Annotated in this window: 9 protein-coding genes; 4 read left to right on the plus strand and 5 right to left on the minus strand. The window is 70.8% G+C overall.

The window, feature by feature from the left end; all coding sequences use genetic code 11:
• Nucleotides 1-2: 2 nt before the first annotated feature.
• The 3 genes from IT779_RS17675 to IT779_RS17685 form a co-directional block, all read right to left on the minus strand.
• Nucleotides 3-1,106 (minus strand): fused (3R)-hydroxyacyl-ACP dehydratase subunits HadA/HadB, encoded by a 1,104-nt coding sequence (locus IT779_RS17675; protein WP_196150447.1) that lies wholly within the window; start codon nt 1,104-1,106, stop codon nt 3-5.
• A gap of 143 nt (nt 1,107-1,249) precedes the next feature.
• Nucleotides 1,250-1,858: an Rv0361 family membrane protein gene (locus IT779_RS37875; RefSeq protein ID WP_232541869.1), complete on the minus strand. Its 609-nt coding sequence runs from the start codon at nt 1,856-1,858 to the stop codon at nt 1,250-1,252.
• 875 nt (nt 1,859-2,733) lie between these two features.
• A complete protein-coding gene (locus IT779_RS17685; RefSeq protein WP_196150448.1) occupies nt 2,734-3,054 on the minus strand; it encodes a hypothetical protein in 321 nt (106 codons plus the stop codon).
• Nucleotides 3,055-5,378: 2,324 nt separating this feature from the next.
• On the opposite strand from IT779_RS17685, the gene IT779_RS17690 reads away from it, so the two are divergent.
• Nucleotides 5,379-5,843: a DUF3151 domain-containing protein gene (locus IT779_RS17690; protein WP_196150449.1), complete on the plus strand. Its 465-nt coding sequence runs from the start codon at nt 5,379-5,381 to the stop codon at nt 5,841-5,843.
• Between the two features lie 50 nt (nt 5,844-5,893).
• Nucleotides 5,894-6,988, plus strand: a complete 1,095-nt coding sequence (locus tag IT779_RS17695) for an FUSC family protein (RefSeq protein WP_196150450.1) — start codon at nt 5,894-5,896, stop codon at nt 6,986-6,988.
• A gap of 210 nt (nt 6,989-7,198) precedes the next feature.
• On the opposite strand, the gene IT779_RS17700 is transcribed toward IT779_RS17695, so the two are convergent.
• Together IT779_RS17700 and IT779_RS17705 are read right to left on the minus strand one after the other, a co-directional pair.
• Nucleotides 7,199-7,984: a site-2 protease family protein gene (locus tag IT779_RS17700; RefSeq protein WP_196150451.1), complete on the minus strand. Its 786-nt coding sequence runs from the start codon at nt 7,982-7,984 to the stop codon at nt 7,199-7,201.
• Nucleotides 7,981-8,640, minus strand: a complete 660-nt coding sequence (locus IT779_RS17705) for a hypothetical protein (RefSeq protein WP_232541870.1) — start codon at nt 8,638-8,640, stop codon at nt 7,981-7,983. The genes IT779_RS17700 and IT779_RS17705 overlap by 4 nt, the downstream gene beginning before the upstream one ends.
• Before the next feature lie 255 nt (nt 8,641-8,895).
• Between IT779_RS17705 and IT779_RS17710 the strand changes: the two genes are divergently transcribed.
• Both IT779_RS17710 and IT779_RS17715 read left to right on the plus strand, forming a co-directional pair.
• On the plus strand, nt 8,896-10,185 hold the full coding sequence (locus IT779_RS17710) for an adenylosuccinate synthase (RefSeq protein WP_196150453.1): 1,290 nt from the start codon (nt 8,896-8,898) through the stop codon (nt 10,183-10,185).
• An 84-nt stretch (nt 10,186-10,269) separates the two neighbouring features.
• Nucleotides 10,270-12,873 (plus strand): LuxR C-terminal-related transcriptional regulator, encoded by a 2,604-nt coding sequence (locus IT779_RS17715; RefSeq protein ID WP_196150454.1) that lies wholly within the window; start codon nt 10,270-10,272, stop codon nt 12,871-12,873.
• Nucleotides 12,874-12,967 lie beyond the last annotated feature (94 nt).

Raw genomic sequence — 12,967 nt, forward strand, 5'->3', positions numbered from 1 at the left:
GATCAGGCGAGGCGGACCTCGACGAATGCGCGCCCGAAGACTTCTCGGCCCGCGCACGCGGCGGTGAGAGCGAGGGTGGCGGTGCGGGCGGTCGGGTCGACGGATCGGACGCGCGCGCCGAATGTGACTTCGGTCGGTGCGTGCGAACCGACCGGGACGAAGCCCACGAACCGCACACTGATCCGTCGGACGGCGGTGGGGTCACCGAGCCATTCGGTCACGTGGTCGACGGCCAACCCCATGGTGAACACGCCGTGTGCGACGACCGTCGGCAGGCCGATCGCCCGCGCCGCGCGCTCGCTGAAATGGATGGGGTTGGGGTCGCCCGTGACGCCCGCGTAGTTCACCAGGTCGCCGCGCGTGATCGTGGTGGTCACGGTCGGTAGCGCGAGTCCGGGGGTGAGTGCATCGAGGTCGGGAAGAGTATGTGGGACAGCGGGTTCCATGGCGATCGCGGTCGTGGTGTATGCGGTGCGTGCCTCGCGTCCGATAGGGGCCTCGCGTGTGGCGGCGGGTTCGTGCGCGAAAGTGGACGCGCGTGCGGTGGACAACTCGTGTGGCGGGAGGCTCGACGGTCGTGTGCGTGCGAGGACGTTCGCCGCGGCGGCTGCCAGGTTCGGGTCGATCTGCGTGTCGCGGCGCGCGGTCATCGTCACCGAACCGGTCTGGATCGGCTCCCCGCGTGGATCGGTGAGGACGAATGCGATTCGGATGACGTCGTTCTCGCGGTAGCGGCGGATCGACTCGATTCGCAGTTCGGTGTGGACGCTGTCGCCCGACAGGATCGGGCGGTGGATCTCGAAGACCTGCTCGGTCTGGAGGAGCTGGGACCGGTCGTATTCGGTGAGGACCGTGTCGAGCAGGTCGCGGATGCAGGCCGTGCCGATCACCGTGGAAAAGGTCGGCGGTGCGATAGCTGATTCATAGCCGAGCTTGCGGGCGTCGGGTTCGAACCGGTGTGCGCCGTGACGGTTGCGTACCGCTCGGGCGAACTCGCGCACCTTCTCCCGGTCGACCACGTAGTGGTCGCGCACGCGGAACCGCCGCACCGGGGCTATCTCCGGTGAAACCGTTCTATCCGGCGCTTCCGTGATCTCCGTGCCCATGATCCGGGCCACGTTACCCGGATATCGACCCGGAATTCGGGGGCGATCGCGAGGGTGACGCCGCCGGGTCGCGGCGGTGCGGCGATCCGCCCAGGTCGGAGCGATATCGCGCCGGTCGTATAGTTAGCTAATTGATAGCTAAATCAAGGTGTCGTGGCGGGGTCGCACACCTTCCATCCGGAATCGGAGCGTTGCAGGTCGAAAGTGCGCGCCGAACGCTTCGCCGGATCGGCCTCGGTGTACACCGTCGCCTCAGCGATCGCCGTATCGCCGGTGATCGAGATCGCGTTCACCGCGTCGACCACCGGAATGCTCTTGCGCTCCAACGACATCCGATGCACGTTCGCGAACTGGTCCTCCGGGATCTTGGCGTAGAAATCGTGCAGCGGACCGCACGTGCTCGACCGCAACTGCGCCAGGTTCCCGGTGCGCAGCCCATCGGTGTACTGCGAGATCGCGGCACGCACCTCGGCATCCGGCGACGACCCGGACTTGCCGACCAGCGCGAACGCCACCGCGACGATGATCGCGACCAGCACCGCCGCCGCACCGAGCACCGCGAGCAGCCACTTCTTCGACCGACCGCCCGCCGCACCGTCGGACGGCGCCTGATCGACCGGCGGCGGCGTTGGCGCGATCCGCTGCGGCGCGGCGATCGGCCGCTGCCCGACCGGAGCGCCCCGCCCGACCGGAGCACCCTGCCCGACCGGAACACCCTGCGGATGATTCGTCGACTGCACCGGTGACGTCATCTGCGTATCCGCGGGCGAAGGCGCCTTCGCCACCGAAGGCCGAGGGCGCCCCGGCGGCAGCGGTGGCGTGGGTCGTGTGTCCTCCACCATTCCCGGCGGCCCACCCTGCGGCCCTTGCCTCGGCCCCTGCGCGGGTCCGGCCTGCTTGGGCCCGGCGGGTCCCGGCTGCTTCGGCCCTGCCGCAGGTCCCGCTTGCTTCGGCCCTGCCGCGGGTCCCGCTTGTTTCGGCCCCGTGGCGGGCCGCGGCGTCGCGGGCGGCTTCGACAACGGCACCCCCGGCCGCGTACCGACCACCCGATCCGTCCCCGCCTGCCCCGTCCGAATCCGCTGCGTAGCCTGCTGATCCGGCGGCGTCTGCACCGGCATCGCCATCGTCGGCGCATTCGCCGGATCGATGAGCGGCATGGCGACGGTCTGGTCTTCACTCACATCGTCCGCGGGACCCGGCCCACCCACCGGAGGCACCCGCATGACCATCGTCTTGTCACCCGAACCGTCCGCGACCTCAGCCGCGCCCGCCTCCACCGCATCCTGCGGCTCCGCGGCGCCACCGCCCGGACTCGCACCCCGCTGACCGACATCGCCCCGCCCGGGCCGACGGATAACGGTTGTCTTACCCGCGTCATCGGCGGCGGAATCCGATCCGGAAGCGCCCTCCCGCGCACTTCCCCCGGCCGCGCGCCGCACATCTTCCGCATCGACCTTGTCGGTGACCGCCCCCGGAGCATCGGCCGCTCCGGGCCGCCCACCCCCGGCCGCGGCACTCGCCACGCCCGCGGCGCCACGCCCTGAACCGGAGCCGCCGTCCGCCGACCCAGCCGACTCCCGGTCTTCAGCGCCACCCTGCGCACCGCCGCGATCGGTGCCCGCGCCACTCACGTCGGCGGATGAACTCCCCGGCGCACCAGCGGTTTTTCCCGCCGCCGCACCTGCTGCCGCCGCACCTGCTGCCGCCGCACCTGCTGCGGCCGCAGCACCCGCGACTCCCGCTGCCGCCGCTTTGCCGACTCCGCTTCCCGCAGTCGCCTCCTTCGCCGCACCGCCGGTCCCGCCGGACCGCTGTGCACCCGCGTCGGATCCACCCGCCGCTGGGCCCGCACTCGCATCGGACCGCGATCCCGCAGTCTCAGCAGCGCCTTCTCCCACGACGGCACCTGCGGTTCCCGCCGATCCGGTCGCGGCCGCACCGCCCCCACTCGCACCTTTCGCGGCTGATTCCGCCGCAGCCGCGTCGGCCGCGGCACGTGGCTGGGCACCCTTCGCGGGCTCGCCGGAAGGTGCGGCCCCACGACCACCACCCGCGACCGATGCACCCCCGCTCGCCGTGCCGCTACCGCCCTCGCCAGAGGCGCCCGCCGGTTCCGCGGAAGTCCGAGAACCCGCCGCAGTGGCCGCCTTGTTCGCGTCCTCGGTAGCCGCGCCGCCACCCAGAGTCGCACTGCCTCCCGTCGCGCTGCCCGGTGCTGTGCCGCCACCCGGTGCTGTGCCGCCCCCCGGAGTCGCGCCGCCCCCCGGAGTCGCGCCACTGCCCGCTGTCGCCCCGCGAGCTGTTGCCGTGCTGCCCGGGGTCGCGCTTCCTGGAGTCGTGCCGCCTGGAGTCGTGCCGCCCGGAGTCGCACTGCCTCCCGTCACGCTGCCCGGTGCTGTGCCGCCACCCGGAGTCGCGCCACTGCCCGCTGTCGCCCCGCGAGCTGTTGCCGCGCTGCTCGGAGTCGTGCTGCCCGGAGTCGCATTGCCTCCCGTCGCGCTGCCCGGTGCTGTGCCGCCACCCGGAGTCGCGCCACTGTCCGCTGTCGCCCCGCGAGCTGTTGCCGTGCTGCCCGGAGTCGCACTGCCTGGAGTCGCACTGCCTGGAGTCGTGCCGCCTGCTGCCTTGCCGCCGCCTGCTGCCACGCCGCGAGCCGCTGCCGCGTTGCTCGTTACCGCGTTGCCTGCTGTCGTACCGCGATTTATCGCTGCGCTGCTTGCCGCTGCGCCGACTTCCGGCGTTTCGGCACCGGATCCGCCTGGCGTCGGGCCGGGCTTTGCCGGTGCGGGGCCGTCTGCTGTCGCGCCGCCGCGGCCGGCCGGACCGCCCTGGCGGGGCGGGTTCGGTCCTTGTGGGGCGGCGGGGATACGCACGGTTCGATCGGTGGGTCCGCCTGTCGGTCCACGTCCGGTGCCGGGAGTCGGCTGTGCGCCGGAGGGTTTGCCGGGCGCGGGGGTTCCGTCGCGGCGGACGACGGTCGTCTTGCCGTCTTGGTCGGGAGTGCGGCCCGCCGGGGCGCCCCCGGTGTTCGCGGTGCCGCTGGAACCGCCGTCTCCCGCGGGGCGGGTATTCATCGATACCGTCCGGTCGTCAGAGGGGGCGTGCGCTGTGTCCGGGACACTCGGTGTACCGCCTGCCTGTGGGTTCTCAGGTCCGCCTGGTGCGTCCTGACCGCGCTGAGCCGCTCCCAACGGTTCACGTCGGAATACAGCGGGTTCGCCGAACATCCCGCCGCGCGCGCCGGGCGCCGGTCGACCACCTTGCCCCCGACCGCCGAGCCAACCGCCCGGTCCACCCGCACCTTGCTGCGGACGCCCGCCGGACGCGGCCCCATCCGGCCCCGACGGCCGGTCACCGGAGGCCGCACCGACATTCGGCGCCGCGGATCCACCGGCAGGCCGACCCCTCTCCGTCGATCCGCCACCCGCCGGTGCCTGCCGACCACCTTCGCTCGCCGGTGCGGAATCCGGGGCACGGTCACCGCCCGTACGTGCCCCATCTCCGCTCGCAGCCGAACCGCCGCCCGCCACTGAACTCCCGCTCACGCTCGATCCGCTGCTTGCTGCCGATCCGCTGCCCGCTGCCGGACTGCCGCTCGCACTCGATCCGCCGCCTGCTGCCGAACCGCCGCCTGCCACTGAACTCCCGCTCGCGCTGGATCCGCTGCCTGCTGCTGGACCGCCGCCCGTTGCCGAACCGCCGCCTGCCACTGAACTCCCACTCGCGCTGGATCCGCTGCCTGCTGCCGAACCGCCGCGCGCCGCCGAACCGCCGTTTGTCACCGAACTGTTGCCTGCGGTCGACCCGCCGCTGGTGGTCGAACTGCCACCCGCGGATGAGCCGCCACCGTACGTCTCCGCACCGGCACGACCACCTCCGCTCGCCGATCCGCCGCTCGCGCCCGACCCACCGCGCACCTCCGCACCGGCACTCCCCGAACCGGGCGTCGGCTTCGGATCGGCCTGCGGTGCGGCTTTCTCGGCGGGACGGTCCGCACCACCGGACGACGGCCGCGCCGAGGTGTCCGGGCGTGCCTTCGCGGCCTCGGTGCTTCCTCGCGCCGGGTTCTTCTCGTCGTTCGGGTCGGACACCTCATACCCCTCGGCTCGGGCGGATCAGTGGAACTCGACGGTCAGCCTAACGGCCCCGGCCGACCGAGGTCCGTCTATGGATCGCCTCGTGCGGCCGCGGTCGTTAGCGACCGGCTGGAAATATTCGTGACGCCGGGACGCGCGCGTCCCCGACCGGGTTCCCGGTGCAAGAATGATGCGCATGACCTCGTTCGGTGATCTGCTCGGACCCCAGCCGGTACTGCTTCCCGAAATCTCGGAGGCGGAGGACGCGCTGCTCGACGGTACCGACCCGGTTCGGGTCGCCGCCGATCATCCGGCCGCCTCCATCGCCTGGGCCGCGCTGGCCGAGGCCGCCTTGACGCGCGGTGGCATCGACATCGCGAAGGCCGCGGGGGACGAGTCGATCGTGAACCACGATATCGTCGCCGCCTACGCCTTCGCGCGCACCGGTTACCACCGCGGCCTCGACCTGTTGCGCCGCAACGGCTGGAAGGGTTTCGGTCCGGTGCCGTGGAGTCACGAACCGAATCGCGGGTTCCTGCGCAGTGTGGCCGCGTTGGCGCGGGCGGCGCGCGCGGTCGGCGAGTCCGAGGAGTACGCCCGCTGCCTGGATCTGTTGGAGGATTGCGATCCTCGTGCGGCCGCCGAGTTGGGTCTGGGCTGAGTTCGCCCCGGCGGTTTTCGCGGGTCGCGCGCGACAGCGGTAAGGATCGGTTGCGTCGTTCGCTGGCGCGGCTGCGTCTTTCGGCGCTGCCGATCGTCCAGTGCGCGCTGGGTGCGGCGCTGGCGTGGTTCGTCGCGCACGACATCATCGGTCACGCGCTGCCGTTCTTCGCGCCGACCGCGGCGGTGGTGTCGATCGGTATCTCGTTCGGCGCGCGGCTGAAACGGTCGGTGGAGTTGGTCGTCGGTGTCGCGGTCGGCATCGGCATCGGTGATCTGTTCATCAGCCGCGCGGGCACCGGGGTGTGGCAGATCGCGCTCGTGGTCGCGGTGGCGATGGCGTTGGCGGTGTTCCTCGACGGCGGTTCGATCATCACGATGCAGGCCGCCGGGTCGGCGGTGTTGGTCGCCACGTTGATGCCGCCGTCGGCGGGCGGCAGCCTGTCGCGCATGATCGACGCGTTGGTCGGCGGTCTGGTCGGGGTGGTGATGGTGGCGGCGATTCCGCTGCATCCGGTGCGGCGCGCCCGCGATCATGCCGCGCAGGTGCTCGCGGTGCTCGGTGACGGGCTGTCGCGGTGCGCGGACGGTCTGCTGGAACAGGATCCGGACAAGATCCGCGCGGCGTTGGCGGCGGCGCGCGCGACGCAACCGCAGATCGATTCGCTGCGTTCGACTCTGGAGGGCGGCCGCGAGATCAGCCGCATCTCACCCCTGTACTGGAATTCGCGCGCCCGCCTCGAACGCATCCGTGCGACCGCGGATCCACTGGACAACGCGGTCCGCAACGCCCGTGTGCTGCTGCGCCGTTCGCTCACCCTGGTCAACGACGACGAGATCCTGGATCCGCGCTTGATCGATGAGGTCGATGGCCTCGCGCGCGCGGTGCGAGTGGTGCGCGCGATGATGCTGGCCGATCCGGGGGAGCAACCGGATCGGGCCGAGGCGGCGCGCGCGCTGCGCACGGTCGCGAAGGGCGCACGGCCGGAACTGGTAGCCGGCGCCGGGCTTTCTGCGCACGTGGTGTTCGCGCAGCTCAGGTCGATCGTGGTGGATCTGATGCAGGTGTGCGGTATGCAACGCATCTCGGCGATCGCCCTGCTGCCCCCGACGGTCCCCAATCCGTATGTGCGCCCACAAGACTGACTCCCCGGTTTTCGCGTAGTCCACTACTCGTGTGCCAGAGCGCCTCCCGGCCATAATCTCGTTTTCGAGATCGCGGCCGTCGAGGGGTGCCGCGGTCGGCATCTCCGCCCGCGTCTCGCGCGGTAGCGGTCACGGGGTGGGTGGCCGAACCCGAACGAGCGGGCGGAGTGGGTCGCCCGGTCCGTGGGGGGATCGGGCGACCCGATCCGCTCAGCGCCAGAAGCGGGTGAGGTAGTCCCCGTATCCTGCCCAATCCCTTGGGACGCCGGACAGTTCGTAGAGGGCGAAGACGGCGTCGAAGAAGACTCGGTTGATGCTGGGGGTGAACAGCAGGGCGAACAGGATCAGCATGCCGAAGGGCTTGAACTGGTCGAGGGAGCGCCGGGTCTGGTAGCTGAGGGAAGGTTCGAGTACCCCGTAGCCGTCGAGTCCGGGGAGGGGCAGGCTGTTCAGCAGGGCGGCGGTGACCTGGAGGAAGGCCAGGAAGCTGAGTCCGTACCAGAACGCGGAATGCGCCGAGCCGCTGCCGAATATCCGGATGACCGCGAGCAGGATTATGGCGCACAGCAGGTTCACGGCGGGGCCCGCGCCGCTGATGAGGCGTTGGGTGCGTGCGGATACGGCGTGGGTGTGCACGTAGACGGCGCCGCCGGGCAGGCCGATGCCGCCGAGTGCGATGAACACGATCGGCAGCACGATCGACAGCAGCGGGTGCGCGTATTTCAGCGGGTTCAGGGTGAGGTAGCCGCGCAGTTCCACTTCGCGGTCGCCCGCCCGCCACGCGAGGTAGGCGTGCGCGAACTCGTGCAGGCACAGCGAGACGATCCAGCCCGCGACGACCAGTACGAACACCCCGATCTCGGCGCGCGTCGAGGTCAATTCGGAGGTCCAGGCAAGCACGCCGCCCGCCACGGTGATCGCGACGACGAGCAGGAATACGGGACTCGGCCGAACGGCGCCGCGGCCCGGCCGCGACGGTGTGTACGGGTCGTTCATCGCACCAGGTACCAGGATTCGTCGTGGCGGTAGAAGCTGGACCGCGGCACGGGTCGTTCGCCGCGGATCCCGTCCCTGGTGACCAGCGCGGCGGGGCTGCCGAGCTGCGCCGCCCTGCCTTCGATCCAGCGACGCTTGCGCAGGCCTTTGTGTATTCCGGCCCGCACTCCGGGCAGGTGCAGGGTCGGCGAGACGAGCATCGCGTTGACCTTGCCTCGGAACAGCAAGGAATCGTCGACGTACGCCTCGCCCTCGAGCCTGCTGTTGTCGACGCCGGTGATGGTGGCGCGCCCGACGAGGACGGTGCCGGTGTCGTCGCGGATCAGCGGTGTCTCGGTGGCGCGCCCTTCGATGGCGCGTTTGGCGGCGGCGTTGCCGGTGCCGGTCTCGTAGGCGCGCGAGCCGTAGGTCTTGTCGACGGGGACGTAGCCGATTTCCACGTGCAGCCGTTCGGTGCGCATGAGGTGGGTGAGTACCGCGGCCAGCGCCGCGTCGTCACCGAGCACGATGAGCCGGGGCAGGCTGTCGGCGGCGAGGACGGGCAGCAGTGTGTCGACGACGGAAGTCTCTGGGATGGCTGCCGTTTGGGTGGTGGGTAAGGCGGAGAGGGCAATCGGGACAGGTGCGCCGTCGCAGCGGAGAACATGGGTACTCAAACCGCCGTACAACCCTCCTCAGGTCCGGCCGACACACCCGTCGGCCCCCTCGCCACTTCCGGGCGAACCCCGTTCGGGATGCGCTCCGTGCCCAACCATAGCCGTGATCATGGGGTCCCGCCCTACGGCTCGGCTCCGATACGGTTCCGAGCCGGTCACGGGGCATCGGCTAAAATGAATTACCGGCCACCTCCTCCACACGGCAGGTAGCTGCGACACCGCGGTGTCGCGCCCCCGACTCGTAGGAGACAGACCATGCCGGCAATCGTCCTGATCGGCGCCCAATGGGGCGACGAGGGCAAGGGCAAAGCGACCGATCTGCTCGGTGGCCGCCTGCAGTGGGTCGTCCGATACCAGGGCGGCAACAACGCCGGTCACACCGTTGTGCTGCCCAACGGTGACAAGTTCGCGCTGCACCTGATCCCGTCCGGCATCCTCACCCCCGGCGTCACCAATGTCATCGGCAACGGCGTCGTGGTCGATCCCGGCGTGTTGCTCGCGGAGCTTGCGGGGCTCGAGGAGCGTGACGTCGACACCTCCGGGCTGCTGCTGTCGGCGGACGCGCACCTGATCATGCCGTATCACGTGGCCATCGATAAGGTCACCGAACGGTTCCTCGGCAACAAGAAGATCGGCACCACCGGCCGCGGCATCGGCCCCTGCTATCAGGACAAGGTCGCGCGGGTGGGGGTCAGGGTCGCCGACGTGCTCGACCCGAAGATCCTCACTCAGAAGGTGGAGGCGGCGCTCGAGTTCAAGAATCAGGTGCTGGTCAAGATCTACAACCGGCGCGCGCTGGACCCGCAGCAGGTGGTGGACGAGGTGCTCGAGCAGGCCGAAGGGTTCAAGCATCGCATCGCCGACACCAGGCTGCGGTTGAACGAGGCGCTCGAACGCGGTGAGACGGTGCTGCTCGAGGGGTCGCAGGGCACGCTGCTCGACGTCGATCACGGCACTTATCCCTATGTCACGTCCTCGAATCCGACCTCGGGCGGCGCCGCGGTCGGGTCGGGTATCGGGCCGAACAAGATCGGCGTCGTCTTCGGCATCCTGAAGTGCTACACCACCCGCGTCGGTTCCGGGCCGTTCCCGACCGAACTGTTCGACCAGTTCGGCGAGTTCCTGGCGAAGAACGGCGGCGAGGTCGGCGTCACCACGGGTCGCGCCCGGCGTTGCGGCTGGTTCGACGCGGTCATCTCCCGCTACGCCACCAGGGTCAACGGCATCACCGACTACTTCCTCACCAAACTGGACGTGCTGTCCGGTCTGGACACGGTGCCGATCTGCGTCGCCTACGACATCGACGGCGAGCGGGTCGAGCAGATGCCGACCACACAGACCGATTTCCATCACGCCAAGCCGATCTTCGAGGAGCTGCCCGGCTGGTGGGAGGACATCTCATCGGCCCGCACCTTCGAGGAATTGCCCGCCAACGCGCAGGCGTACGTGCTGCGGCTGGAGGAGTTGTCGGGCGCGCGGATCTCCAGCATCGGCGTCGGTCCCGGCCGCGACCAGACCATCGTGCGCCACGACGTGCTCGGCTGAAGTCGCACCCTATCCGGGTGCGCGCGTTCGGCGTCGACGGCCGACTTCGGATTATCGGACGCGGTGAAGATCTACAGTTGATCCATGGCTCGGAAGTGGCCGATCATCGAGCGTGCGACCGAGTTCGCCGCCATCCGATCCGCACTCGCCGGTCGCGACTACGTCGGTGCGGTGGTGACCGGTGACGCCGGGGTCGGCAAGACGACCCTGGCCAGGCAGGCCACTGCCACCGTCGGCGGCACCATCCGCTGGGTCGCGGGCACCGAGTCCGCGCGCGGCATCCCGCTCGGGGTGTTCGCCCACATGGTCAGCGTCTATACCGCCGCCCGCGACCCCGTGACCTTCATCGCCGCCGCCCGCGAGGCGCTGCTCGCCGACGGACACACCGTGATCGGCGTCGATGACGCCCACCTTCTCGATCAACTCTCCGCCACATTGTTGTTGCAATTGGCCACCGATCGGGCCGCGCGGATCGTTGTGACCGTGCGCAGCGGAGTGGCCGTTCCCGACGCGGTGACCTCGCTGTGGAAGGACAGCCATCTGGTCCGTGTCGACCTGTCGCCGTTCAGCCGCAGCCAGAGCGTCGCTCTGGTCGAATCCGTGCTCGGTGGGCACCTCGAGGGGTTCACAGCCGACCTGATGTGGGAGTCCTCCGGCGGCAACGGCCTGTTCCTGCGCCATCTCGTGGAGGGCACGCTGCAAGCGGGGACGTTGCGCCAGGTCCGCGGGGTGTGGCAGTTGCGCGGACGGGCTTCGGTCACCGCGGAATTGGCGGCGTTGCTCGCGGATCGCGTGGAGCGACTGCCGGATTCGGTGCTCGGTGTCCTCGAACTGCTGATCTTCTGCGAGCCGATCGACCTGGACGTGCTCGCCGAGCTGGCGGGTGAGGACGCGGTGGAGGCCGCCGAAACCCACGGCGTGATCAGGGTGGTGCAGAACGCGGGGCGGCTCGCGGTGCGCTACCACCATCCGCTGTTCGGCGAGGTCATCCGGCATCGACAGGGCATCGCGTCGGCGCGGCGGATGCGCGGACGGCTGTATGCCTCGTTGCGGCAGCGCCCGATCGAATCGGCCGCCGACCGCATTCGACTGGCCCAATTGGCGCTCGACAGCGACGCGTCCGCGGATCTGGAGCTGCTGCTCGCGGCCGCCGCGGATGCCGTCAATCTGGCCGATCTGGCGTCGGGGGAGCGGTTCGCGCGCGCCGCCCTCGCGTGCGGCGGCGGCGTCGAGGCCGCCGACCTGCTGGCCCGTGCGCAACTGTGGCAGGGCCGCCGTGCGCAGGCCGAACGGACATTGACCGGGTTCGACCCGGATCTGCTCGACGAGGTCCAGTTGACGCGCTGGGGTTCGACCAGGGTGTCGAACCTGTTCTGGGCCATGGGCGACGGCGACCGGGCGCGCGGGGTGATCGCGCTCATGCGGGACCGGGTGCGGCATCCGAGGGGCGCGCTGGTCGTGGCGGGTCTCGCCGCGGCGTGCGCGGTCAACGAGAACCGGCTCGCCGACGCCGTCGCCGACGCCGACACGGTGATGCGCGCGAACGACGCGCCGCCGTGGGCGATCTGGTGGGCGTCCTTCGGCGGCGGATTCGCGCTGGCACTGATGGGGCGGGCCGACGCGGCCGCGCACTGTGCCGCGCGCGGTCACGAGGTCGAGTCGGTCATCGACGGACTCAACCGTTCCATCTCCGCGCACGCCGAAGTGCTCGCCTTGGTCCTCTGCGGCGAGTTCGACGCCGCGCAGCGGTGTGCCGCGCACACTTTCGACTGTTCGGCGCCGGGCCGCTATCTGGCGTGGGCCATGTCGAAGATCTCACAAGGCATCACCGACGTCGCCTGCGGACGGTTGCCGGACGGCATCGAACACCTCGAGCAGGCGTTGGCGGCCACCATCGCCGAAGGTGTCGCGTCGTGGATCATTCCGGCGCGGATCCGATTGGCGGAGGCATACGCGGCGCTCGGTCGCCGGGCCGAGGCCGCCGCCGCCATCGAGGACGCGGAGCGGCGCGGCGGCGACCACACCGCGGTCTACGACCCGATGCTCGAAATCGCCCGCGCGTGCCTGGCGGGCGCCGAAGGCGGCGTCACGACGGCGGTCCGCGCGGCGCTGCGGGCTGCGGACGCGGCGGCGGGCAGCCGCCAGTTCGCGGTCGAGGCGACCGCGTTGCACACCGCGGCCCGCTTCGGCGACACCTCGGTGGCCGAGCGGCTGGCGCGACTCGCCACCGAGGTCGACGGCCGACTCGTGCGCGCGCAATCCGCGCACGCGGTGGCGTTGGCCGCGCACGACGGCGCCGGACTCGACGCGGCCGCGTCGGTCTTCGAGGAGATCGGCGCGCTGCTCTCGGCCGCCGACGCCGCCGCCCAAGCCGCATCGGCGCACGCGCGCTCCGGCGACCGCCGCCGCCTTTTCGACTCTTCCTCCGCCGCCAACCGACTCGCCGCGGCCTGCGGCGGCGCGGTCACCCCCGCGCTGCGCCAAGCCGCCCAGCCGCTGCCGTTGACCGCGCGGGAACGGGAGATCGCGAACCTGGTCGCGGCCGGTTTGACGAACCGCCAGATCGCCGATCGGCTGACCGTTTCGGTGCGCACGGTCGAAGGTCACCTGTATCGCGCGTGCGCGAAAATGGATGTGACCGACCGGGAATCGCTGGGCGCGCTGATTCGCGGCGCGCCGCGCGATTGACACGCTGGTGGGCCGTCGTCATGGGGATGGTGGTGGGCCGCTGTGATCGGGACGCTGGTCCGCCGCGCGATCGACGCCGTGGTGAGGCGTGCGA

The organism is Nocardia bovistercoris (assembly GCF_015674855.1).
In the GTDB taxonomy this organism is placed as follows: domain Bacteria; phylum Actinomycetota; class Actinomycetes; order Mycobacteriales; family Mycobacteriaceae; genus Nocardia; species Nocardia bovistercoris.

Excerpts from the sequence above, each read along its gene's own strand:
- IT779_RS17710 (WP_196150453.1), top strand. The coding sequence starts at position 8,896 with ATGCCGGCAATCGTCCTGATCGGCGCCCAATGGGGCGACGAGGGCAAG.
- IT779_RS17675 (WP_196150447.1), bottom strand. The coding sequence starts at position 1,106 with ATGGGCACGGAGATCACGGAAGCGCCGGATAGAACGGTTTCACCGGAG.
- IT779_RS17700 (WP_196150451.1), bottom strand. The coding sequence starts at position 7,984 with ATGAACGACCCGTACACACCGTCGCGGCCGGGCCGCGGCGCCGTTCGG.
- IT779_RS17690 (WP_196150449.1), top strand. The coding sequence starts at position 5,379 with ATGACCTCGTTCGGTGATCTGCTCGGACCCCAGCCGGTACTGCTTCCC.
- IT779_RS37875 (WP_232541869.1), bottom strand. The coding sequence starts at position 1,858 with ATGACGTCACCGGTGCAGTCGACGAATCATCCGCAGGGTGTTCCGGTC.
- IT779_RS17715 (WP_196150454.1), top strand. The coding sequence starts at position 10,270 with ATGGCTCGGAAGTGGCCGATCATCGAGCGTGCGACCGAGTTCGCCGCC.